Below are 24,309 nucleotides of genomic sequence, written 5' to 3' on the forward strand. Positions count from 1 at the left end.
CTGCTGCTCTCATGGAGCAGCAGACAAGCGCGGAGGGGTCCATCGGCTCGCGCGTACTTGAAGGCAGGGTGGCCGGTCCGCTCTGGTCGGATGCGTGCGGTTGGGAGGAGCTGGCCCTCATCTGCGGTGAAAGGGATCTGGCCGTGGGCCGGGGGATGCTGAACCTCGCTCCGGGCTGGTCGACGCGATGGTCGGCGACGTGGAAGTTCGGCACGGGGAAGCGGGCCGGCCCGGTTGACGGGTTGAACTCGGTGCCGCTGGCCGGTTGTGTCCCCTGGCGGGGTTTCACCTGGCGAACACGGCAGTTTCACCGCCCAGGGCTGGAACCGATGGTCTCGACCGGGCGCCAGCATGCTTTTGAGTCCCATCGTGAGGACCAGTTCGTCATGATGGCGGACTTCGCCGGCGACACGCGGGAAGCGCTGTCGCAGCCGTTCCTGCTGAACTTCGAGGGAGAGGGCGGCCGGCGGGAACACATTCCCGATTTCCTTCTGCTCTCCGATCGCGGGCGGTGGTTGGTGGATATCCGTCCCGCGGGACGGATGGATGACGATGACCTGATGAAGTTCGCGGCTACGTCCGAGGTCGCGCTGATGCTGGGGTGGGGCTACGCCGTGGTCACGGGCTGGAGGCCGTTGACCTGGAGAAACGTCGACCTGTTCTACTCCCGGCGCCGTCCGATGCAGGACCGGTTGGGTCTGAAGCCGATGATGTTGCAGGCGGCCCGGGCCGCCCAGGCTGTTTCGGAGCCGATCACGTTCCGCGGGCTGGCGGACACCTACGAGTTCCCGGCCCTGGCACGGCCGGTGATCTTGCATCTGCTCTGGCACCGGGAGTTGGGCGTCGATCTGACGGCGCCCTTCCGGGACAGCAGCGTCCTTCGCGTCGCGCCGGAGGCGGTTCGATGAGCGGGCAGGCGGCAGGGCTGCTGGAACTGGCGGTCGGCGAGAGCCTGATCCTGGACGACGAGCAGTGGCAGGTGGATCTCGTCGAACCGCAGTACGGCCGGGTGCTGTTGACGTCCCCGACGGGGACGCGGCAGACGGTGTCGTTCCGGATGCTCGCCCACCACCCTCGGTGCCGGCGCTCGACGGTGGCGACAACGTCGGGACGGCATCTGCAGCCGAAGACCGAAGACGATCTCACCGACCACCAGCGGAAGTTGCTGAAGATCCGACGAGGCCACCTGCTGGAGGTTGAGACGGGATACCGCGGCGGTGATCCGCTTCAGCCCCAGCCGGGTGAGCCGCGGCCTGAGTACGATCCGGACCGCACCACGGTGACCCAGCGGCGCCGGGCTAAGGTCGCCGAACTTCAGGCCCTTGATCCGGACCACGCGAAGATGCTGGGCCTGTCGCAGGTGAGCTACAGGACGCTGACCCGGTGGGAGTCCAAGCGGCGGGTCGACGTCGTGATGGGAGGCGCCGACGACCGCTGGACCCCGGTTTCGCGCGGGCATCCGAGCATCACCGACGAGGTCCGCAAGGCGATCCTCGCCGTCCGGCAGGAGACGCTGCACCGGTCGAAGATCAACATGCGGACCAGGGTCGGTCTGATCCACCAGTACGTCTCGGAGACGTTCGGTGAGGAGGCCGCCGAGAAGATTCCGAGCTACGGGACCTTGCGGGTGGTCTGGCAGGAGTGGTTTGGCACGGGCCGAGCACGTCAGCGCTATGCCCGCTCCGCATTGCTGGAGACCACGGGCGAGCACGTGATCGTCGAACGGCCGGGGCAGGTCGTCGCTCTGGACACCACGGTGCTGCCGGTGATGCTGCGGGAGACGGTGTTCGATGACCCGGTCACCGTCTATCTCACCTTGGCCATCTGTGTTTACACGCACTCGCTGGTCGGGTTCCGCCTCACGCTCGTCTCGGATACTTCGACCGACGTCGCGATGCTGCTGCGGGACGTGACGATGCCGCTGCCGATGCGGGCCGACTGGGGCGAGGACATGGAATGGCCCTATCCCGGCGTCCCCGCGGCCCTGGTCGCGGAGTTCGCCGGTCACGAGGTAGCGGGGCTGCCGTTCTTTCTGCCGGAGACGGTCACCACCGATCACGGCAGTGTTTACCGCAACCATCACCTCGTGCAGGCCCAGCACGTGCTGGGAGTGAAGGTGCTGCCGGCGAGGGTGCTGCGGCCGACCGACAAGCAGGCGGTCGAGCGGGCCTTCGGAGCCGCCCGCTCGATGCTGTTCGAGTACCTCCCCGGCTACACCGGCGTCGACACCGCCGACCGCGGCGCCGACGTCGAGGGCGACGCGGTCCTCACCGTCGACCAGATGGAGCACCTGCTGGCGACCTGGATCGTCAAAGTGTGGCAAAACCGGCGCATGGGCGAATACGCCCCCTGCTGGGACCCGGTCGGCGACCACAGCCCGAACACGCTGTTCGTCGCCTCCATGGCCCAGGGCGGGTGGGCTCTGGAGATTCCCTCGCCGAGCCTCTACTACCAGCTGCTGCCCCGGCACCAGGTCATCATCCAGGGCAAGAAGGGGGTGAAGATCCGCGGGCTTTGGTATGACGGCCGGGCCCTGGACCCCTATCGCGACGATGAAGGATCGGGTCGCGGCGGAAGGCACAAGGACCGCTGGACGGTGCACCGCGACCCGCGCGACGCCCGGTTCGCGTTCTTCCAGGACCCCCGCACGCACGAGTGGCACGAACTGCGGTGGACGGGCATGCCGCCTGCGGGCGAGATCCCCGCGTTCACCGACGCACGCGTACGCGAACTGCTGACAGCCGCGAAGCAGGCCGGTCTCAAGCCCCGCACGGACAGTGAACTGCTGCCGCTGCTGCTGGAGTTGTTGTCCGCCCACGTCAAGGCCGAGCAGTGGCCGGGACAGCTGACCAAGGCCCAGCGCAGTGAACGGGCCCGTGAGTCTGCCCAGGTGAAGGCGGCAGCAGCGGACCGGCCGGCCTCCGGCACGGCTGGCGGCGCTGTCGGCAGCCGGCCCATCAGGCCGGTCCGAGTGGACGAGGCGGTGGACGCCGAGCGCCGCAGCCGGCGCGAGGCCGCCGTCCTGCAGCCGCCCCGGGCTCCCCGCCGGCTCGGAGAGGGGTCACGCTGCAGGGCGAATGCCCTGCTGGCCGCGGACGACACGGATGACGCTGACGCGGATCTTCTCCGCGACGACGACGAGATGGGACGAGGAGAAGAAGAGTGAACGATGAGGCCGCTGCCTCCCTGAGGTTCATTCTGCCGGGCGAGGTCCCGGACCGGGAGACCGCCGAGGGCTGGACGACCTGGCGGAAGACACGGCACGAGTTCGTCCCCGCACCCCGCATTTCCCGCGCCGTCTATGACAGCAAGACCAAGCGCGACAAGGCCATCCACGACCTTCACCGCCGGGCCACCCACGCCAACCTGCCGCTGCTGGACACTCCGATGAGCCAGGTCGTCTCCGAGCTGATGAGGAACCGGTTGCTGAGCAACTCGATGAAGCGGAAGCCGACCACGCGGCCCGGCCTCATGATCAACGGAGGCGGCAACCAGGGCAAGACGGAAACCGCTGCCGAAGCCGCAGCCGCCTTCGAGGACCTCTGGCTGGGGCTCGAGGAGTTCGTGGACGTCCCCGAACTGCCCGGCGCCCGTGACCTTCGGGCCACCGTCGCCTACGTTCAGACACCTGTCACCGCGACACCAAAGTCGACCTGCCAGGCCATTTTGGATTTCTTCGGGCCCAGCGACCCTAAGCTGACCTTGACCCAGCTCGTCAGACAGGTCCGTGCATCCCTGCGGGACCATCGCACCCGCGTCCTGATCCTCGACGACATCACCCGCCTGCGCATGCATCGCAAGGACGACCAGGACACCCTCGACCTGATCAGGGCCCTGATGAGCATGCGCGTCACCTTGGTCCTGATCGGTGTCGGCATCCCTGACTCCGGTCTACTCAAAGGGGGCTGGCAGGACCCCAAGACCGGCCAATGGGAGTTTCCCGAGCCGGGGGGCGAGGACTTCAAGGACGAGGCTTCCACCCAGACCGCCAGGCGGTTCGACCTCGTCGACCTGCGGCCATTCAGCTATGACACGGCCGACGACATCTCCGACTTCGTCGACCACCTCGCCGGCCTGGAGGGCGAGCTCAGGCTGTTCAACGTCCGCGAGGGCATGCTGACAGGCGGCGACATGCCCGAGTACATCTACCGCCGCACTGGCGGCGTCGTCGGCCTGATCGAGCGGCTGATCGAGGACGGCGCCTCGCTGGCCATGGACACGGGCATCGAGGAGATCACCGAAGAACTGCTGGACGGTGTGGTGATCCGCACCCAGCACCCCAAGCGCGACTGGGCTGCCGGAGAAGAGGGCGAGGTCCCGCCGGCTCTCCCGTCGAAGAAGGCGGCTCAGGGTCGCAGGCCTCGCAACACCGTCTTTGACGACAAGGGCGTCCCCGTGACCGCGGGCCGGAGGTGAGCCAGAATTGCCCCCGTTGCGGCCCCTCGCGCGAAGCCTTCCGCCGCTGCAGGACGAATCCTTGCCCGGGTTCCTCCTCCGGCTGGCCTTCCGGCTGGACACCTCGCCGGTCGAACTGGCCGTCCGCACTGGCCTGGCCGACCGTCCGGACCAGGCGGCTGTCCCAGTGCCGCATCTCATCGGCCTGCCCGCCGAGCGTAGGCAGCACTTCGCCGCAATGATCAAGGCCACGGTCGCCGAGGTCGACGCCATGCTGCTGGACAACCACGGCAGCCGCTTCCCGCCCGCACAACCCTCGACGACCGGCCGCAACGGCGCGAACCAGCACCACCGCTGGCTGTTCCTGCACTCCACCCGCTACTGCCCCCAGTGCCTGGCCCGCCAGGACAGCCCCCTGGAGCGGGCTTTCGGGGGAGCATGGAAGATCTCCTGGCGCCTGCCACCCGTCTTCGCCTGCCTGGAACACGGACGCTTCCTCGAACACGCCTGCCCCGCCTGCAAATCGCTGGTCCTCCACACCGCGACACACCACGGAAGCAAACGCCTTCCACGCTGGCGGGAAGACGTTCTGCACCCCGCGCAATGCAGGGCCTTCATCGATGGACCATGCGGGCACCGCCTGGATGAAAACTCCGCTCCGTTCCACAAACTGGATCGCAAATACCGGGAGTTCCAGAAAAATCTGCTGGAAATCCTCGACCCGCACGGTCCTGAGACGGTCAGAGTCATCGGCCACGAGACAAGCCCGGCCCACTATTTCAACGACCTCAGGTCGGCCTGCCACCTTCTGCGGACATCCTGGCCGAACTCCCGACACCTGCTGAACGATCCAGAACTCGTTGCCTCGCTGGAGGCAGGTGTCGTCGACAGCGCAGGGAACCTCTCCCGCTCGAAGTTCTTCCGGACGGTCAGCGACACACCCCAGCTGGCGGCGCGACCGCATGCGGCCCTTCTCCTGGCCGCGGACCGCCTGCTCAGGTCAGCCGACCCGGACACCTTCGCGAACCAGCTGAGGATTCTGACGACTGCTGACTGCCGGCCATCCAAGGTCGGGTGGATCCGGGCCTTCCTCGAAACCCGTCCCGACTGCTCGGAAGGCTTCCTCCACGCGGTCTCGTCAGTAGTCGAGACCTATGCCAAGGGGAACCTCGCCAGGAACCTGAAAAGACCGGTCCGGGCAACACGTTTCCACCCCGAGCACATCCCGCAATTCCTGGAGGAGGATTGGTATCAGCGATATTTCGCCCACATGGAAGGGATCGCGGCCGTCCACCTGAGACGCACCGTCGCCTTGAGACTCAGCCAGACAGCTTCCGGAGGATCGATCCAGAAAGCGGCCGACCGGATGGGCCTCCATCTTGGCGACCCTGCGATCGCAGCCAGGATCGCCGACAGCCCCAAAAGAGTTCACCGATGGGCCCGAAACCGCCCGAACCCTCTCGAGTTCGAGGCCGCCATCCGCGACCTCGCAGCCGAACTCGACGCCAGAGAAGACCTCATCGACTACGAAGGGCGACGGAAGGCGCTGGCGAAATGGTGCATCGGCCCTGAACCATGGCAGGAGATCAAGACCCGGATCGCCGTTCCAGGCGGAGGATACGCTCCAGGAGGGGGCTTCGCCAAAGACCTGACCGACCGAAAGAGGAACATCGGATCCGTCATCCTCTGGGCTCTCGTGACCCAGAGCGAGCACGTCTTCGCACCGACCCCCATCTGCGATCAACAAGACCAGAAGACTCAGAAGAAGTGGCGGATGAGCGTCGACGCGGTCTGGGCCCGCATGCGACACCGCACTACAAGACCCACCGACAACATGTTGATCACAGCGGTCCGCGAGTACGCTGCCTACCTGATCCCCATCATCGACCGCGGTGAGACGCCATCCAGCGACGACAGCCCCTGGACCTGAGCCAGGTCAACTGGGGCATCCTCTCGCGGCCTTGGGGATGTCAGCTGACATGAGTAGCCTGACGCTATGAAGGCGAGCGACTTCCTGGTCCCGGTGCAACAAGACTTCTGCGGCGTGCCGATGACACGAGAGATCCTAAACACCGAACTTACGACAGCGCTGAGATCAGGCCCGCTCGAAGGCGTGTCGGACCTAGAGGCCGCTCAAGGGCTCGTTCGATTCGTTTACGCAGCGCTGGAGTTGTTCGGAACCGGCGGTGTCGAACGACTGGATGATGAAGGAAGCGAAGAGGTTCTGCGCTGCCTAAAGGCAGTACTGCGGCGGCATGGAATCGAATTCAACCCGCCTTTTCGCAGTCAGGCTGGATTTCGTCAATTCTGGATCGATAAGGGAATGGGTGGGGGTGGTGGTTACGCGAAGCGCCGCACCTTTCTAGCGGAGCTATTCGAGCCGATTCGGGCCAGGCTGGATGAGCTAGAGGTGACCAGTGAACGCTTGGACGGCCTGCGAGGCGTTGACGGCACTCTCAAGAACATTGTCTTCGCCTCCACCGGTTACAAGCCCAGGATCGTCTTGAGTGAGCTGATCGACGGCGCGATCGAAATCGTTGAGAACGCGGACACTTGCCTAGTCTATGACCGTTCGTTGACAGATAACGGACTGACCTGGGGCGAACTGGTTGGTTGGTGGCGCGAGCAGAACAAGATGCCGGGTGTCAATGACCAAACCGTGGCGCGGTCGTTGCACGACCGGTTAAAGAGGTCCTTGGACTCCGATGCCGAGCGCTACCTCTTCTATGCCTTTGCCGGCCGCTATGCGGAGCCGGACGGAATGTTGCAGCCAGCACTCCTCCCTCAGGTCTACGTCCACTTCGACCCGCTCACCGAGCGGCAGCGGCAAATTCTGAAGAAGCCTCGCACGCTCGACCATGAACGCAAAGACTTTCTCATGCTACTGCCTGGAGGGGTGCGGATCGTGATTGAGGTGGATGGAAAACATCACTACGCACGGGAAGTCCCAAAAGGGTCAGATAAATGGGAGGTTGCGGCCGACCTTTACTCGAAGATGGTGGCAGATGACCGTGCACTGAGGCTTAAAGGGTACGAGGTCTTCCGATTCGGCGGAAAAGAAATACTGGAAGCTCGTGAAGATCTCAATTTTATCCGTCATTTCTTCCGCGACCTCGAAGGTCGATTCTGGGGAAGTAATTCTTGACGGAGGGAATCAAGCCGGCCAGTGTATTGAGCATGTGACGACTGAAGCCGACCCCCGCCGAAAGGTACCGATTGCACGCCGAATCCCTCAGCGGTGGCCCGATATCACTTTACGGAGCCCAAGGGACCTTGGTCACAGAGCCGACATGTTTGATGGGGTCTACCGGATCCCGATAGCTACCCTTGAACGATACGCGCCCCAAAATGGACAAGATCAGATACGAGCTGACTAGTTGCCAGCATTCAAGCCACTCCTCGGTGCTAAATTTTGGCTTCTTGCGTGATGGATGGATAACTCCGTTCCTCATGCGAGTGATGATCTCGGGGCCTGTTCCGCACTGAGGATGGGCAGAGGCGGCAGCCCTGGTCAAACGCGCAAGCTCTGACGGGATTGAGTCCGCGACGTTGTAAGTGGCAAGCAATGTGGAAATGTTTTCGTGTGCTGCTTTATTCTTGTATTGTGCAGGCGTGAAGGTCTGCTGCTCCTCGACGAGTCTTTCGTACGCCAAGAGCTCAAGCCCCGCCTGTCCTGCAGATGTCGCCAAGGGCAAAGGGTTCATTTCATTGCACTGGAGAAAGTAGCTGATGGCGTTAGATAGCAAATCGCGTTCGAATGGGTCTGACCACAGGCTGCCAAAACCGGCGAAAATCTGCTTGAGGTCAGCAATCCCCGTTTCGTCGATGACCTCGGATGCCGGCGTCCATGGGGCGATATGGAAAACCCTCCAGTCCAACCATGCAAGGGAATTGCTAGAGTCATACCCTGACGCTAGTGCCGGGGAAGTTGCGCGCCCGAAGGAGAAACTGAAGATGCACCGCAGAAGGTGGAGGACATTTGATATCTCATCTTCGGGGATTGCTGCACCATCTTTGCGAGTGAACTCTCCGACGTGGGTGAATGCGTACCCGCCGGAGTGGCGCAGGGTCTTACGAACGGGAATCCTGTCCTGACGCTCGTCGATAGTGAACTGCCAATCTCCGGCGTCTAGGGACCAGCGGCCATTCCAGCTATGGCTGTTCCCTTGGATCCAGGTCCCGTTGACCTGCGGAACGTTGGGCAGAAGGAAAGTAACCCGACGTATGTCGGAACTATCTCCGCGTGTGGTGTGTTTGAGCCAGCCATCCATGGAAAGGGCCCATACGCTCGAGGTGTCCTCCTTGGCGGCCGATCCAGTGCCACCGGTGAGGAGCGGCTCGCTGGCGGGGACTGACACCTCGACATCACCACCGAGGTTCCACCCGTCCGTCTTGGGGTCATCAGTGGTAAATGAATAGGTGACCCTTGGTGTGGGGAGCCATGCCCATTTGATAACTCCGTCGACAGTGACAGGCACGGCACCCTCTGAAGCCGTTAGGGTCCCTGAATAGAGCTCAAGAGGCTCGTTTGGGGCATTAAACGCGTAAATGGGTTTCAGGGAAGGTGGATTTATCCCGAGAGTCATAGCCTGATTCTGGACCAGTGCTCCCTCCGGCGTGAAGGTCTCCGAAGGGTTGATGGATTTTGATGGATTGTGTTCGCATTTGTCGATCAGGAGCCAGGCAGGGTGCCAACCATCCCTGAAAAGTGCCAGATGCCGCTGAAATTCTCACTGATGCGCGCGCATCCCGAGCTCTCCGCCGTGGACGTTCTCAAGGTCGCGCACCATGGCTCCGGGTTCCAGGACCCGGGGCTGATGCGCCGGCTGCGACCGAGGCTCGCGCTCATCTCCTGCGGCGCCGGGAACCCGTACGGGCACCCTGCCCCGCGCACCGTGGCGGCACTGACGGCGGGAGGCGCGAAGGTCCTGCGTACGGACGCGGACGGGGCGATCGCCGTGAGCGGCGCGGGAGCGGGACTACGGGTGGTGGGCCGCCGGTAGGGGCTCGGGGGCCGTGCGCACTGGTGCCCCGTACCGCTGCCGCCCACCTGGACGGGCTACCGGGACCGGCTACCGGGACGCCTACCGGGACCGGTAGGTGCGGTCGGTCCGCCTCAGGCGTGGCCGGTCGGGGGCGGGGGCGGTCCGCAATACGGATCAATCTATGAGAGGTCGCGTCAATAAGGATCTTCGGTAGCAGCCCGTGACAGCTCCCTTCATCCCCGCATGAGCGGCTCTGTTTGCCTCGAACGCGGCAAGAGTGATCGAATGCATTTTCGTCGGCGGGCCGCTGCTCCGACAGCGACGTACAGACGCAGGGGCCCCAGGTGATCCGATCGCCCCAGGAGTGCAGCATGTTCGGCCGTTTGTTTCGCAGCAATGGACAGTCGGGACCCGCTTCCGGCGGCGCCCTCGCCGGTGTCACCGTGCCGCAGTCCGCGGGCATGATCAGCTGCCGGGTGCTGGACCCGGTCGACCAGCCCGTGCTGCAGGCCGAGTTCGTCGTCACGGACGCTTCGGGCCGCAGGGTCTTCGGCGGCGACACCGACCCGTACGGGAGGGTCCTTGCCGCGGTCCCGGCGGGGGAGTACCGCCTGGGTGTCACCTCCGAGGGATTCACGCCCTTCCACGGTCCGGTCACGGTGACCGAGAACGGGCACGCGAACCTCGGCGACGTACAGCTCCAGCTGGCGCAGCCTCCGCAGCTCCCCACCCCCGGCGACTGGGAGATAGAGCCGACCCACAGTCAGATCGGCTTCGTGGCCCGGCACATCGGCATGGCGCGCGTCCACGGCAGGTTCAACACCTTCGCCGGTGCCATCCGCATCGCGGAGCACATGGAGGACTCGGCGATGCATGTCATCATCGACGCCGCCTCGATCGACACCAACGTCCAGATGCGCGACGACCACCTGCGCTCGGGTGACTTCCTGGACGTCGGCCGCTACCCGACGCTGGAGTTCTACAGCGAGCGCTTCGTGCACCGCGGCGGGACCCGGTGGGCCGTCACCGGCGCGCTCACCCTGCACGGCGTCAGCCGCACGGTGACGCTGGAGACCCAGTACCTCGGTCTCGGCAACGGGCTGGAGGGCGAGGCGCGGGCCGCCTGCCGGGCCACCACCGAACTGCACCGCGAAGACTTCACCCTCACCTGGCAGACGATGCTGGCCAAGGGGATCGCGGTCGTCGGCTCCAGCATCGCCATCGAGATGGACATCCAGATCGTCCAGAAGAGCTGACCCGGCAGGGCTCCCGGGCGGCAGGGCTTCAGGGCTCCCGGGAGCCGGCCTCCGGGCCGCGGCGCTCCCTGCCGTCCGGGAGCCGGTCGGCAGCGCCTGCCTACGGGGTCTCCAGCCAGCCTTCGTACTCCGCCGCGAACGCGTCGAGGGCGGCGGCGTCGAGCAGCCCGTCCGGGTCTTCCACGACCACGAGCCACTGGGCGTCCTCGGCGTCGTCCTCACCGGCGAGCGCGTCCCTCAGAAGCTGCGGTTCCTCCCCGACGGCGAAGCGGTCGGGGAGTTCCTCCGCCACCTCCTGGGCGGCGTCACGGTCGGGTAGCACCAGTACATGTCTCACATCGCTCACCCGCTCATTCTCACCCGGGTACGACCGTGGGCCGGACCACGGTGGGTGCGGGCTCGCGGGCACCCGTTCCGGTCCGGCCGACGGCCCGTGGAGTCCGTCCGGCACCTGTTCCGGTCCGGCCGACGGCCCGTGGAGTCCGTCCGGCACCTGTTCCGGTCCGGCCGACGGCCCGTGGAGTCCGTCCGGCACCCGTTCCGGTCCGGCCGACAGCCCGTGGAATCCGTCCGCCCGATCACTCCGTCACGGGCACCCACTCGTCGAGCAGAGCGAGGATGTCGCGCCAGGCCCGCCGTGCGTGCACCGGGTGGTGGCCGACGCCGGGGAGTACGGCTTGGTCGACCGTCGGATGGTGAAAGGCGTGCAGGGCGCCTCCGTAGACCACCAAGCGCCAGTCGACGCCCGCGGCCTGCATCTCGGCGGCGAACGCGTCCCGTCGCGCGCTCGGCATGATCGGATCCTGGGACCCGACCCCGGCCCACACGGGGCAGCGGATGCGCGCCGCCTCGCCCGGTCGGCCCGTGGTCAGCGCGTTGACCGTCCCGATTCCGCGCAGGTCCACGCCGTCACGGCCGAGTTCCAGCGCGATCGCGCCCCCGGTGCCGTAACCGATGGCAGCGATCCGGTCCGGGTCGGTCCTGGGTTCGGAGCGCAGGACGTCCAGTGCCGCGTGGCCGATCCTCCTCATCCGGTCGGGATCGGCGAGCAGTGGGGTCACGTGGGCGAGCATTTCCTGCGGGTCGGTGAACCAGCGCCCGCCGTTGATGTCGAAGGCCAGTGCCACGTAACCCCGCTCGGCCAGGGCGTCGGCGCGGCGGCGCTGGAAGTCGCTCAGCCCCGGCCCCTCGGGCCCGATCAGGACGGCCGGCCGAGGGCCCGTGCCTCCCGGGAGCGCGAGGCGGCCGACCATCGTCAGGCCGTCGGCGGGGTATTCGACCGAGTGAGTCGTCACCGTCGTTCGGTTCGTCATACGGCTGGACGGTAGTGGGGGCTCCGGGGCCGGGGGAACGGCGTTTTCCCACGGGCAGAACGGTGTTTCCCGGGCGGTACCGCGTCCGGATCCCGGCCCCGCATCCCGGCCGCGGCCACGTACCGGGCGGGCCGACGATGGCTGTCGGTGGGGCGTGGGATGCTGGACGGCGATGGCCACCAGAAGGAATTCAACCGACGACCCGCTCGCCCCTCTCACGCTGGCCGTGGGCCAGGAGGACCTCCTCCTCGACCGCGCCGTGCAGCAGGTGGTGGCGGCGGCCCGCGCCGCGGACGCCGACACCGACGTCCGAGATCTCGCCTCGGAGCAGTTGCAGCCCGGCACGCTCGCCGAGCTGACCAGTCCTTCCCTCTTCGCCGAGCGGAAGGTGGTGATCGTCCGCAACTCCCAGGACCTCTCCGCCGACACCGTCAAGGACGTCAAGGCGTACCTCGACTCCCCGGCGGAGGAGATCACCCTGGTGCTGCTCCATGCGGGAGGCGCCAAGGGCAAGGGCCTGCTGGACGCGGCGCGCAAGGCCGGAGCGCGCGAGGTCGCCTGCCCGAAGACGACGAAGCCGGCCGAGCGGCTCACCTTCGTACGGTCGGAGTTCCGGGCGCTGGGCCGGTCCGCCACCCCGGAGGCGTGCCAGTCCCTCGTGGACTCCATCGGCAGCGATCTGCGGGAACTGGCGAGCGCCGTCTCACAGCTGGTCGCGGACGTGGAGGGCACCATCGACGAGGCCGTCGTCGGGCGGTACTACACGGGCCGCGCCGAGGCGTCCTCGTTCACCGTCGCGGACCGGGCGGTCGAAGGACGGGCGGCCGAGGCGCTGGAGGCGCTGCGCTGGTCGCTGTCGACGGGGGTGGCCCCGGTCCTCATCACCAGCGCCCTCGCCCAAGGCGTCCGGGCCATCGGCAAGCTCTCCTCGGCCCGGGGCGGGCGCCCCGCCGACCTGGCCCGCGAACTGGGCATGCCGCCGTGGAAGATCGACCGGGTGCGCCAGCAGATGCGCGGCTGGACCCCGGACGGGATCGCGGCGGCGACGCTGGCCGTGGCAGCCGCCGACGCGGGTGTCAAGGGTGGCGGGGACGACCCGGAGTACGCCCTGGAGAAGGCGGTCGTCGCCGTGGCACGAGCGGCCCGCGCGGGCCGCTGAGCCCGGCCCCGAGACACTCGCCACAGGGTCCGGGGACGCTCCTCGGAGCCCGAGACGCTCGTCGGAGGTCCCGGCGCGCTCACGAGCCCCCGCCCCACGGAACGCCCCCCCACGAGCCCCCGCCCCACGGAACGCCCCACACTGAACACCCCCCACGGAACGCCCCCGCCCGAGCGGAGCACCCCACGCGTACGGAGGAGCGGTAACCCGCACCACCGCACGCGGAAAGGCCCCGTACATCGCCCTGGGGAGGGGACGTACGGGGCCTTTCCGTTCACGCTTTGTGTGCCGCACCCGCGTGGCGAACGCAGGTTCGGTGTGCGGCACGGGGTGCCGGTCAGGAGCGGGAGAGAGGGCCCGCTGCGTCCGTTCCGGCGATCACATCAGGGTGCTCAGGCGCTGAGGGAGGCAACCTTGGAGGCCAGGGCCGACTTCTTGTTGGCCGCGGCGTTCTTGTGGATGACACCCTTGGAGACGGCCTTGTCGAGCGCGCGGGAAGCGTCGCGAGCGGCCGTGGTGGCCTTCTCGACGTCACCGGCGACGGCAGCCTCACGGGCCTTGCGGATCGCGGTCTTGAGCGACGACTTGACGGCCTTGTTACGCAGGCGCGCCTTCTCGTTGGTCTTGTTCCGCTTGATCTGGGACTTGATGTTCGCCACGAGAGAGCCTTTTCAGGTTCGTTGGATCTTCTGAGTGCGCCACGCCACTCCGGGGAGTCGTCGAAGGAGTCGGCCGAGGAGCCACGAGGCACAGCTGACCACGTTACCAGTCACCCTCCTACCGGCCCAAACCCGTCGCCGGCCCGCAGGCGTGGGACGATGGAAGCTACGTATAGATCCGACCGACCCGACATCGACCCGAGACACGGCGTTCGGCGTCTCAAGAATCAGGACCCTGCGTGCCCGCGACTCCTACCAACGTGCCCGCGCCGAGCCGTACCGACCCGGCGCTGATCCGCAACTTCTGCATCATCGCGCACATCGACCACGGCAAGTCGACCCTTGCCGACCGGATGCTCCAGCTGACGGGCGTGGTCGACCAGCGGCAGATGCGCGCTCAGTACCTCGACCGGATGGACATCGAGCGCGAGCGCGGCATCACCATCAAGTCCCAGGCGGTCCGTCTGCCGTGGGCGCCCACCACGGCGGAGGGCAAGGGCAGCACCCACATCCTCAACATGATCGACACCCCCGGTCACGTGGACTTCACGTACGAGGTGTCGCGTTCGCTCGCCGCCTGCGAGGGCACGGTCCTGCTGGTCGACGCGGCCCAGGGCATCGAGGCGCAGACCCTGGCCAACCTGTACCTGGCCATGGAGAACGACCTCACCATCGTTCCGGTGCTGAACAAGATCGACCTTCCGGCGGCGCAGCCCGAGAAGTTCTCCGAGGAGCTGGCGAACCTCATCGGCTGCCAGCCGGAGGACGTCCTGCGTGTCTCCGCGAAGACCGGCGTCGGCGTGGAGGCTCTGCTGGACCGGGTGGTCCGGGACGTTCCGGCCCCCGTGGGCGTCGCCGACGCCCCCGCCCGCGCGATGATCTTCGACTCGGTCTACGACTCCTACCGGGGTGTCGTCACCTACGTCCGTGTGATCGACGGCCAGCTCAACAAGCGCGAGCGCATCCGGATGATGTCGACCGGTGCCACGCACGAGCTGCTGGAGATCGGTGTCTCCTCCCCGGAGATGACTCCGGCGGACGGTCTCGGCGTGGGCGAGGTCGGCTACCTCATCACCGGCGTGAAGGACGTCCGTCAGTCCAAGGTCGGTGACACGATCACCTCCCTCCACAACGGGGCGACCGAGGCGCTGGGCGGCTACAAGGACCCCAAGCCGATGGTGTTCTCCGGGCTGTACCCGCTGGACGGGTCGGACTACCCGGACCTTCGCGAGGCCCTGGACAAGCTCCAGCTCAACGACGCGGCCCTGGTCTACGAGCCGGAGACCTCCGCGGCTCTCGGCTTCGGCTTCCGCGTGGGCTTCCTCGGTCTGCTCCACCTCGACGTGATCCGCGAGCGCCTGGAGCGCGAGTTCGGTCTCGATCTCATCGCCACCGCACCCAACGTGGTGTACCGCGTGACGATGGAGGACGGCACCGAGCACATCGTCACCAACCCGAGCGAGTTCCCCGAGGGCAAGATCGACTCGGTGCACGAGCCGGTCGTCCGGGCCACCGTCCTCGCGCCCAGCGAGTTCATCGGCGCGATCATGGAGCTCTGCCAGAACCGGCGCGGCACCCTGATCGGCATGGACTACCTCTCCGAGGACCGGGTGGAGATCCGCTACACCCTGCCGCTCGCCGAGATCGTCTTCGACTTCTTCGACCAGCTGAAGTCCAAGACCCGCGGGTACGCCTCGCTCGACTACGAGCCCACCGGCGAGGAGGCGGCGCAGCTCGTCAAGGTCGACATCCTGCTGCACGGCGACAAGGTCGACGCGTTCTCCGCCGTCACGCACAAGGACAAGGCGTACGCGTACGGCGTCCGGCTCGTCGCCAAGCTGCAGAAGCTGATCCCCCGGCAGAACTTCGAGGTGCCGATCCAGGCGGCCATCGGCTCCCGGGTCATCGCCCGTGAGACCGTCCGCGCCATCCGCAAGGACGTCCTCGCCAAGTGCTACGGCGGTGACATCTCCCGTAAGCGGAAGCTGCTGGAGAAGCAGAAGGAAGGCAAGAAGCGGATGAAGATGGTGGGCAACGTCGAGGTGCCGCAGGACGCGTTCATCTCCGTCCTGTCCACCGACGAGTCCGGTGCCGAGGCCAAGGGCAAGAAGTAGCCCCGCCCCGCGGCGAACCCGCCGCGGCATCCCCGTAGGCCATCCCCCGCGCCCGTGGACACCTCCACCGGGCGCGAGGGTGAGGCGTTCGAGGCGTCACACGTTCGGGCCCCTGTTCCTCCGCACAGTGCGGAGGACGGGGGCCCGTTCGTTATCAACCGGCGTCCCGTGGCCTCTTACGCGAGGCCCGGGCGAGCTTTACCCTGATCACGACTCGTCTAGTTACTCGCCAGTTAAACAAGCCGGTGGTGAGCCGGTCGAACAGGGCGGGAACAGCCGAGCGAGCGGGACGAGCAGGACGCGCGGGTGGATCAGGATCACGCGCAGAGCGGGAACGAGAAGCAAGCAGAGACAGCAGGATCACCAAGCGGCCGGTCGTAGTGATGCCGCAGGCCCGGAGGACGTCGTGAGCGACACACCACAGACCCTGATCGACAACCGACCGCCCTCCGTGGCGAACCTCTTCATCGAGCGGGTGGCCGCCACCCCGGACGGCGAGGCGTACCGCTACCCGGTGCCCTCGTCCACGGGCGAGGGTCCGGACGAGTGGAAGTCGCTGAGCTGGGGCGAGTCCGCCGAGCGGGTCCACGCCATCGCGGCGGGCCTGATCGCGCTCGGTGTGCAGCCCGAGGAGCGGGTCGCCCTGGCGTCCTCCACCCGGGTCGAGTGGATTCTCGCCGACCTGGGGGTGATGTGCGCCGGCGCCGCGACGACCACGGTCTACCCCTCCACCAACACCGAGGAGTCCGCCTTCATCCTGGCCGACTCCGAGAGCCGGGTGCTGATCGCGGAGAACGCGGTCCAGCTGGCGAAGGCCCGCGAGTCACGCGCGGAGCTGCCCGACCTCGCCCACGTCGTCGTCATCGACCCGGCCGGGGCCGATCCGGTCGAGGGTGACCCCGAGGGCTGGCTGCTGACCCTCGCCGAGCTGGAGGCGCGGGGGGCCGCACACCTGGCGGAGCACCCGGAAGCGGTCGAGGAGCGGGTGTCGGCCATCACCGCCGACCAATTGGCCACCCTGATCTACACCTCCGGCACCACCGGGCGGCCCAAGGGTGTGCGGCTGCCGCACGACAACTGGTCCTACATGGCCAAGGCCATCCCGGCGACCGGGCTGGTGACCACCGAGGACGTCCAGTACCTCTGGCTGCCGCTCGCACACGTCTTCGGCAAGGTGCTGATCTCCGGCCAGATCGAGGTGGGGCACGTCACCGCCGTCGACGGCCGGGTCGACAAGATCATCGAGAACCTCCCGGTGGTCCGGCCCACCTACATGGCGGCCGTCCCGCGCATCTTCGAGAAGGTCTACAACGGTGTCGCGGCCAAGGCCCGGGCCGGTGGCGGGGCCAAGTACAAGATCTTCCAGTGGGCCGTGGGCGTCGCCCGCGAGTACGCCAAGGTCTCGCAGGACAACTTCCGCCGTACCGGCACCGCCTCCGTCCCCTTCGCCCTCGGCGCCAAGCACAAGGCCGCCGACGCCCTCGTCTACTCGAAGATCCGCGAGGCGTTCGGCGGCCGGCTGCGCGCCTGCGTCTCCGGCTCCGCCGCCCTCGCTCCGGACATCGGCTTCTTCTTCGCCGGGGCGGGCGTGCACATCCTGGAGGGGTACGGGCTGACCGAGTCCAGTGCGGCCTCCTTCTGCAACCCGGGCGAGGCCTACCGCACCGGCACGGTCGGCAAGCCGTTCCCGGGCACCGAGGTCCGCATCGCCGACGACGGCGAGGTCCTGCTGCGCGGCCCCGGCATCATGCAGGGCTACCACCGGCTCCCGGACAAGTCGGCCGAGGTGCTGGAGTCCGACGGCTGGCTGCACACCGGCGACATCGGTGAGCTCTCCGTCGACGGCTACCTGAGCATCACCGACCGGAAGAAGGACCTGATCAAGACCTCGGGCGGCAAGTACGTCGCGCCGGCCGAGGTCGAGGGTCAGTTCAAGGCGGTCTGCCCCTTCGTCTCCAACATCCTGGTGCACGGCGCGGACCGGAACTTCTGCACCGCGCTCATCGCCCTGGACGAGCCCGCGATCCTCGGCTGGGCCGCCGAGAACGGCCTGGACGGCAAGGCGTACGCCGATGTGGTGGCCGACCCGCGGACCGTGAAGCTCATCGAGGGCTACGTCAACGAGCTCAACGCGGGACTTCAGCGGTGGCAGACCATCAAGAAGTTCCGCCTCCTCCCGCGTGACCTCGACATCGAACACGGTGAGCTGACCCCCAGCCTCAAGCTGAAGCGGCCGGTCGTCGAACGCGAGTACAAGGCGCTGATCGAGGACATGTACGCGGGAACGCGCGAAGCCTGAGGACGGGCGCGGGGCGGGGCGGCACGGCGACGGTCGTGCCGCCCCGCCGTGTGTTCTCGCGCCGCGCTCGGTACGGGCCCCGTCCAGGGCTGCCGCCTCCGCGCGCGGCGCACGGTCTGCGTCCGCCGCCTTTCCGCACTCCCCGGTCCCTACGTCATGCGCCCGCCGTGCGCCCCGGCGTGCGACCCGCGCGGCGTTGGCGTGTATTCATCCTCCCAGTTCGGTAACTCCGTGCGCCTGCGCACGGCCGGTCTGTCACTCTGTCGTTGTCGGCGGCGTTTCGAGATCCGGAGGAGCCGCACCGTGGGGCCAATTCCACTGCAACGGGCCACCATTCACCGGCCGGGTGGCACCGACGCGGGCAGGGCGGGTGACCCCCCGCTCGTCAGCACGACCAGCCTGCCCGCGACACCTCAGTCCCCGTCCGGCGCCCGCAGGTTCGTCCGGGCCGTCCTCGCGGAGTGGGCCGGGCTCGGAGTGCCGGCCGCCGTGGGGTTCAGCGACCGGCTCGCCGACGACTTGGTGAACGTCACCAGCGAGCTGGTCACCAACGCCGTGGTGCACGCCGGGACCGTGGTCGACCTGCTGGTGCGCCTGGAACACGCGACCGGCGAGGAGCCGGCGGCCCTGGTCCTGGAGGTCACCGACCACCACCCGGCCCGCGCGACCGGGGAGGAGCCCGGAGACCGGGAGCCGGCCACCGCGGTCAAGGCGCTCCCCGGGGCGGGCACGCCCACCCCGCCCGCCGCCACCGCCGGCACACCCGTCACGGCTCGTACGCGTGCCGCCGCCGGGTCCACCACCGCGGCCCCCGCCGACCCGCCGCCCCGGGCCGGGGACCTGTACGGCCTGGCCGAATACGGCCGCGGGCTCGACCTCGTCGCCGCGCTCTCCGTCGCCTGGGGCATCACCTACCGCACCGGGCACAAGACCGTCTGGGCCCGGCTTCCCGTGGACGACTGGGCCGCCTCCGCCCAAGCGCGCGCGGACACCCCCGTCGAGCACGGGCTGGGCTCGGCCTCGGCCACGACGGCCGCCGGACACCCCGTCCACGTGCCCCCGCAGCCCTCCGCCGACCTCTTGGTCCCCGCAGCCCCGCCCGGGGCGCGCGACGACAGTGTCTGGGACCCGCAGGGTGCCCTCGCCTTCCTCGCCGAGGCCTCCGACCTGCTCACCGGGCAACTGGACGAGGAACTCGTGGCGACGATAGCGGGCCGGATGCTCGTCCCCCGGCTCGTCGACTGGTGCGCGATCTGGCTGGACGAGGAGGGCACGGGTGCCCCGGGCGCCCCCCGCCTCACCCGCGTACGGCACGGCGACGAGTCCGGCGCGGGGCCGTTGGGCGGGGCGCTGGGACACGAACCCTTCCGGCTGCCGGGCAGCGTCGGCCCCGGACCCGTACCGCTGCCCTGGCCGCCGGGCGGCCGGGAGCCGGGCGCCCACGACGGGGCCGCCCTCGCCTGCCGCATCACGGCCGGGGGCCGCACGCTCGGCACCGTGCTCGTCGGCCGCGACCGCGAGTCCGGCGCCGAGATGCCCGAGGCCGTGGTCCGGGTCGTGGAGGACTTCGTACGCCGCCTCGGTCAGGCGGTCGGGGCAGCCCGCGCCTACACCCGGCAGGCCACCATCAGCCGCATCCTCCAGCGCGGACTGCTGCCGAACAAGGTCGCCGACATCCCCGGCATGAGCAGCGCCCTCGTCTACGAGCCCAGCGACGACGGCGTGGTCGGAGGCGACTTCTACGACATCTTCCCGTGCCCTCAGGGCCGCTGGTGCTTCGTCCTCGGCGACGTCCAGGGCAGCGGCCCCGAGGCCGCGGTGGTGACCGGCCTGGCCCGGCCCTGGCTCCGGCTGCTGTCCCGCGAGGGTTTCGGCGTGGGCGAGGTCCTGGACCGGCTCAACCGGCTGCTGCTGGACGACGCCATGGAGGCCGCGGAGGCAGCCGCCCTGATGGTCGCGGCAGCGGGCGGGCAGCAGTTCACGGACGGCGGGCAGTCCCGCTTCCTCTCCCTGCTCTACGGCGAGGTGGTGCCGCTCCCCGACGGCGGCGCCCGCTGCACGGTGGCCAGCGCCGGCCACCCCCTGCCGCTGCTGCTGCGCCCGGACGGCTCGGTGCGTCCGGTCGCCGAGCCACAGGTGCTGCTCGGGGTGGTGGAGGACGTGGCGTACGAGAGCCAGACCTTCGACCTGGAACCGGGCGACAGCCTGCTCTGCGTCACCGACGGGGTCACCGAACGGCGTTCCGGCTCCGCGCTCTTCGACGACGGCGACGGTCTCGCCCGCGCCCTCGCGCCCTGCGCGGGCCAGAGCGCGAGGGAGGTCGCGGAGTGCATCCGCCAGGCCGTGCACGGATTCTCCGAGCGCCCGCCGGACGACGACGTGGCGCTGCTGGTACTGCGCGCGGACTGAGCGGTCCCGGCAGGGAGCATCGGGGTGACGCCGCCGGCCGGGCGCGGCTCACTCCTGACCGGGGTGCTCCTCGGTGACCCGGGAGTCGGTGAGGGTGAGCGCGCCGACTGCCGAGATCAGGCCGACGACGACCGCCAGGACGGCGTAGGTGATCCGCTCGCCGTGGAAGAACGAGGCCACCAGGCCGTCGCTCCAGGTGCCCGCGGGCAGCTGGGTGGTGACCAGCGCCGCGATCAGGGTGCCGACCACGGCGGTGCCGATGCTGGTGCCGACCTCCTGGGCGGTGTCGTTGAGCGCCGTGCCGATGGACGTGCGGTTGGCGGGCATCGCGTCGACGAGCGCGATGGCGCAGATCGTCATGACGGTGCGCAGTCCGACGGTCATCACGACCATGCAGGCCGCGATGGCGCCGTACCCGTGGTTCACGCCCCAGGAGAGGCCGGCCAGCGAACCGGCCAGGCAGGCCGCGCCGACCAGGCAGGCGACGCGATGGCCGAACCTGCTCGCCAGCCACTCGGACAGCGGGGTCGCGACGATCATGGTCACGATGAGCGGCAGGTTCGCCAGCCCGGCCCGGACGGGGCTCCACCCGTACGCGTACTGGAAGTGGAGGATCAGCCCGAACATCACGGCGGCCATCGCGATGGCGGTGCCGATCTGCGCGATGGCCGCGCCGCGGACCACACCGTTGCCGAAGAGCTTGAGGTCCAGCATGGGCGCGCGGCTGCGGCGCTCGTGCGTCACGAACGCGATGCCGGCGACGACGGCGCCGAGGACCGAGGCGAGCGTGGGCGCGGAGAGCCAGCCGTGCTCGACGCCGCTGGTCAGCGCGTAGCAGGCGAGGCCGATGGTGGTGACGCTGAGCGCGGCGCCGGGCAGGTCGAGCCTGTCGCGGGTGAGGTCCTCGGGCCGGTCGGCCGGGACCCCGAGACGGACTCCGACGGCCGCGATCAGTGCGATCGGGGCGTTGACGAGCAGCAGCCACTGCCACCGCGCGTGGGCCAGGGCGGTGCCGCCCAGCAGGGGGCCGAGGACGAAGCCGGACATGCCGACGACGATCATCAGCGTCATCGCGCGCATCCGCAGCGCCTTGTCGTCGAACAGCCGGAAGACCAGCGAGTTCGTGATCGGCGCCATGGCCGCCGCGGCGATGCCCAGACCGGCCCGCAGGGTGATGAGCTGCCCGGCGGTGGTGACCGCGGCGACGCCCAGGCTCAACAGACCGAACACCGCGAGGCCGACCAGCAGCACGCGGCGGCGTCCGAGCCGGTCGGCCATCGATCCCGCCGTCAGCAGCAGCCCGCCGAAGGTCAGGGAGTATGCGCCGGTGACCCACTGGAGCGCGGTCGTGCCGCTGCCGAGGTCGCGACCGATCGTGGGCAGCGCGATGGACAGCAGGGTGTTGTCGACCATCTCGACGAAGAAGGCCAGGCAGAGCGCGGCCAGGGGTATCCAGGCCGCTCGCAGGGACGGATAGGTGCGCGACGCGTCGGGCGGCGCGGTGGCGGTCGTGGTCATGACGGGCCTCCCCTCGGAACGCCGCCCACATCGAACGACGTTCCATCGAACGTTGTTCCAAGATAGAACCACGTTCGATAAGAAGCAAGCTGTGATTGGATGTGGCCCATGACAGGCCCGCGAACACCACCCGCCGACCGCCCCGCACGCGGACGCCGGCGCGCCTCGCACTCCATCGAGACCGTCCTGTCCGCGGCCGTGGATCTGCTCGACGAGGCGGGCGAGCCGGCTCTGACCCTGCGGGCCCTGGCCGCCCGGCTCGGGACCGGCGTCGGCAGCATCTACTGGTACGTCTCCGGCAAGCAGGACCTGCTCGACCGCGCCATCGACCACGTACTGACCGGGGTGCTGGCGGCCGTCGAGGCGCAGCCGCGCAGCGACGACGCGATCGACGACCTGCGCGAGATGGCGCTCAAGCTGTTCGACGCGATCGTGGACCGGCCGTGGCTGGGCGCGCACTTCATGCGCACCGCCGTGGTCCGGGGCAATTCGCTGCGGCTCTACGAGATGCTGGGCGAGCAGACGCTCCGGCTCGACCTCACCCCGCGACAGCGGTTCCACGCCGTGTCGGCGATCGTGAGCGTGGTGGTCGGCAGCGCCGCCGACATCGGGCAGGAGCCGCCCCCGGAGGTGCTCGACGGTTCGGTGGACCGCGACGAGTTCCTCGGCCGCTTCGCCGAAACGTGGCGGTCCCTCCCGGCCGAGGAGTTCCCGTTCGTGCGCGACATCGTCGAGGTGTTCGACGGTCACGACGACAAGGAGCAGTTCCTCGCCGCGCTGGATCTGAGCCTGGCGGGCCTGCGCCTCCAGGCGCGGGCCTGACGCGGGGCGCCCTTCCGGCGCCCTGCCCCCGTGCGGACCGCGTGTGGCCCGGGCCACTCCGGCGGCGAGCGACAATGGACGGTATGCCTTCCGTACTGCCCGATGGTGAACCCGTGCCCGACGACGGGGCGCTGCCCCGCCACGCCCTGGAAGGCGCCGCCGACCGCCCCCTCGGCTTCTACCTGCACGTCCCGTACTGCGCGACCCGCTGCGGGTACTGCGACTTCAACACCTACACCGCCACCGAGCTGCGCGGCTCCGGCGGCGCCCTGGCCTCCCGCGACAACTACGCCGCCCACCTGATCGAGGAGGTCAGGCAGGCCCGCAAGGTCCTCGGGGACGACCCGCGCCCGGTGCGCACGGTCTTCGTCGGCGGCGGTACCCCCACCCTGCTGGCCGCCGCCGACCTGGTACGGATGCTGGCGGCGATCCGCGACGAGTTCGGGCTCGCCCCGGACGCGGAGATCACCACCGAGGCCAACCCGGAGTCGGTCGGACCGGCCTACCTGGCCGAGCTGCGCGCGGGCGGCTTCAACCGGATCTCCTTCGGTATGCAGAGCGCCAAGCAGCACGTGCTGAAGATCCTGGACCGCACCCACACCCCGGGCCGCCCCGAGGCCTGTGTCGCCGAGGCCAGGGAAGCCGGGTTCGACCACGTCAACCTGGACCTGATCTACGGCACCCCCGGCGAGTCCGACGACGACTGGCGGGCCTCCCTGGACGCGGCGATCGGCGCGGGCCCCGACCACGTCTCGGCGTACGCGCTGATCGTGGAGGAGGGCACCCAGCTGGCCCGCCGCATCCGGCGCGGCGAGGTCCCGATGACCGACGACGACGTGCACGCCGACCGCTACCTGATCGCCGACGAGGCGATGGCCGCCGCGGGGTTCTCCTGGTACGAGGTGTCGAACTGGGCCCGTACCCCGGAGGGCCGATGCCTGCACAACGAGCTGTACTGGCGCGGCGCCGACTGGTGGGGCGCCGGGCCGGGCGCGCACAGCCACGTCGGCGGGGTGCGCTGGTGGAACGTGAAGCACCCGGGGGCTTACGCGCAGGCGCTGTCCGAGGGCCGCTCGCCCGGCGCCGGCCGGGAGATCCTCACCCCCGAGGACCGCCGGGTCGAGCGCGTCCTGCTGGAGCTCCGGCTGCGCGAGGGCTGCCCGCTCTCCCTGCTGAAGCCGGACGGCCTCGCCGCTTCCCGCCGGGTCCTGGCCGAGGGCCTGCTGGAGCCGGGTCCGTACGAGCAGGGCCGCGCGGTCCTCACTCTGCGCGGACGCCTGCTCGCCGACGCGGTCGTGCGGGACCTGGTCGACTGAGCCGTACCCGGCAGGCGGCCGGCCGCCCCGGGCTCACGGCTCGCCCTGGTGGCCGTGGCCGACC

The 24,309-nt window shown here is 68.8% G+C and carries 17 protein-coding genes and 1 pseudogene; 13 read left to right on the forward strand and 5 right to left on the reverse strand.

The genetic code is table 11. The features are described from left to right. From ACFWEP_RS09585 to ACFWEP_RS09605, 5 genes are all read left to right on the forward strand, one after another. Positions 1–908, forward strand: a 908-nt coding sequence (locus ACFWEP_RS09585; protein ID WP_387368198.1) for a TnsA-like heteromeric transposase endonuclease subunit, incomplete at its 5' end; no start/stop codon positions are given. Next, positions 905–3,166, forward strand: coding sequence for a transposase (locus ACFWEP_RS09590; protein ID WP_387368201.1), 2,262 nt, complete (start codon positions 905–907; stop codon positions 3,164–3,166). The genes ACFWEP_RS09585 and ACFWEP_RS09590, both read left to right, overlap by 4 nt. Then, on the forward strand, positions 3,163–4,416 hold the full coding sequence (locus tag ACFWEP_RS09595; protein ID WP_387368204.1) for an AAA family ATPase: 1,254 nt from the start codon (positions 3,163–3,165) through the stop codon (positions 4,414–4,416). The genes ACFWEP_RS09590 and ACFWEP_RS09595 overlap by 4 nt, the downstream gene beginning before the upstream one ends. 16 nt (positions 4,417–4,432) lie before the next feature. Continuing rightward, complete coding sequence (locus ACFWEP_RS09600; protein WP_387368207.1) at positions 4,433–6,325, forward strand: TniQ family protein; 1,893 nt, start codon at positions 4,433–4,435, stop codon at positions 6,323–6,325. Between the two features lie 66 nt (positions 6,326–6,391). Beyond that, entirely contained in the window at positions 6,392–7,540 is a 1,149-nt protein-coding gene (locus tag ACFWEP_RS09605; RefSeq protein WP_387368210.1) for a hypothetical protein, read from the forward strand. Between the two features lie 109 nt (positions 7,541–7,649). On the opposite strand, the gene ACFWEP_RS09610 is transcribed toward ACFWEP_RS09605, so the two are convergent. Further along, positions 7,650–8,981, reverse strand: coding sequence for a hypothetical protein (locus ACFWEP_RS09610; protein WP_387368213.1), 1,332 nt, complete (start codon positions 8,979–8,981; stop codon positions 7,650–7,652). A 168-nt stretch (positions 8,982–9,149) separates the two neighbouring features. Between ACFWEP_RS09610 and ACFWEP_RS09615 the strand changes: the two are divergent. Together ACFWEP_RS09615 and ACFWEP_RS09620 are read left to right on the forward strand one after the other, a co-directional pair. Next, a pseudogene (locus tag ACFWEP_RS09615) lies at positions 9,150–9,398 on the forward strand (ComEC/Rec2 family competence protein); the annotation flags it as partial. Between the two features lie 353 nt (positions 9,399–9,751). Continuing rightward, complete coding sequence (locus ACFWEP_RS09620; protein ID WP_387368216.1) at positions 9,752–10,636, forward strand: YceI family protein; 885 nt, start codon at positions 9,752–9,754, stop codon at positions 10,634–10,636. Positions 10,637–10,736: 100 nt separating this feature from the next. Here the strand turns inward: ACFWEP_RS09620 and ACFWEP_RS09625 are convergent, their stop codons facing one another. Next, on the reverse strand, positions 10,737–10,982 hold the full coding sequence (locus ACFWEP_RS09625; protein ID WP_387368219.1) for a hypothetical protein: 246 nt from the start codon (positions 10,980–10,982) through the stop codon (positions 10,737–10,739). Between the two features lie 232 nt (positions 10,983–11,214). Next, the gene (locus ACFWEP_RS09630; protein ID WP_387368222.1) at positions 11,215–11,949 is read right to left on the reverse strand and encodes a dienelactone hydrolase family protein; all 735 of its coding nucleotides are present in this window, start codon (positions 11,947–11,949) and stop codon (positions 11,215–11,217) included. Between the two features lie 172 nt (positions 11,950–12,121). On the opposite strand from ACFWEP_RS09630, the gene holA reads away from it, so the two are divergent. After that, a complete protein-coding gene (holA, locus tag ACFWEP_RS09635; RefSeq protein WP_387368225.1) occupies positions 12,122–13,108 on the forward strand; it encodes a DNA polymerase III subunit delta in 987 nt (328 codons plus the stop codon). Positions 13,109–13,500: 392 nt separating this feature from the next. Here the strand turns inward: holA and rpsT are convergent, their stop codons facing one another. Then, positions 13,501–13,767: a 30S ribosomal protein S20 gene (gene rpsT / locus ACFWEP_RS09640; RefSeq protein WP_327175777.1), complete on the reverse strand. Its 267-nt coding sequence runs from the start codon at positions 13,765–13,767 to the stop codon at positions 13,501–13,503. 239 nt (positions 13,768–14,006) lie between these two features. Between rpsT and lepA the strand changes: the two genes are divergently transcribed. The 3 genes from lepA to ACFWEP_RS09655 all read left to right on the forward strand — a co-directional run bounded on the left by lepA (position 14,007) and on the right by ACFWEP_RS09655 (position 20,589). Next, a complete protein-coding gene (gene lepA / locus ACFWEP_RS09645) occupies positions 14,007–15,881 on the forward strand; it encodes a translation elongation factor 4 (RefSeq protein WP_387368227.1) in 1,875 nt (624 codons plus the stop codon). A gap of 406 nt (positions 15,882–16,287) precedes the next feature. Then, positions 16,288–18,180: an AMP-dependent synthetase/ligase gene (locus ACFWEP_RS09650; RefSeq protein ID WP_387368229.1), complete on the forward strand. Its 1,893-nt coding sequence runs from the start codon at positions 16,288–16,290 to the stop codon at positions 18,178–18,180. A 303-nt stretch (positions 18,181–18,483) separates the two neighbouring features. Further along, positions 18,484–20,589, forward strand: a complete 2,106-nt coding sequence (locus ACFWEP_RS09655; RefSeq protein ID WP_387368231.1) for a SpoIIE family protein phosphatase — start codon at positions 18,484–18,486, stop codon at positions 20,587–20,589. A 48-nt stretch (positions 20,590–20,637) separates the two neighbouring features. Here ACFWEP_RS09655 and ACFWEP_RS09660 read toward each other — a convergent pair whose 3' ends face one another. Continuing rightward, positions 20,638–22,107 (reverse strand): MFS transporter, encoded by a 1,470-nt coding sequence (locus tag ACFWEP_RS09660; RefSeq protein ID WP_387368233.1) that lies wholly within the window; start codon positions 22,105–22,107, stop codon positions 20,638–20,640. 174 nt (positions 22,108–22,281) lie between these two features. Here ACFWEP_RS09660 and ACFWEP_RS09665 point away from each other — a divergent pair, with 174 nt between their 5' ends. Together ACFWEP_RS09665 and hemW are read left to right on the forward strand one after the other, a co-directional pair. Beyond that, positions 22,282–22,929, forward strand: a complete 648-nt coding sequence (locus tag ACFWEP_RS09665) for a TetR/AcrR family transcriptional regulator (RefSeq protein ID WP_387368243.1) — start codon at positions 22,282–22,284, stop codon at positions 22,927–22,929. 74 nt (positions 22,930–23,003) lie between these two features. Further along, positions 23,004–24,245 (forward strand): radical SAM family heme chaperone HemW, encoded by a 1,242-nt coding sequence (gene hemW / locus ACFWEP_RS09670; RefSeq protein ID WP_387368235.1) that lies wholly within the window; start codon positions 23,004–23,006, stop codon positions 24,243–24,245. The last annotated feature ends 64 nt before the right edge of the window (positions 24,246–24,309 follow it).

The sequence above is a fragment of the Streptomyces sp. NPDC060198 genome (genome assembly GCF_042728415.1).
Taxonomy (GTDB): Bacteria; Actinomycetota; Actinomycetes; order Streptomycetales; family Streptomycetaceae; genus Streptomyces.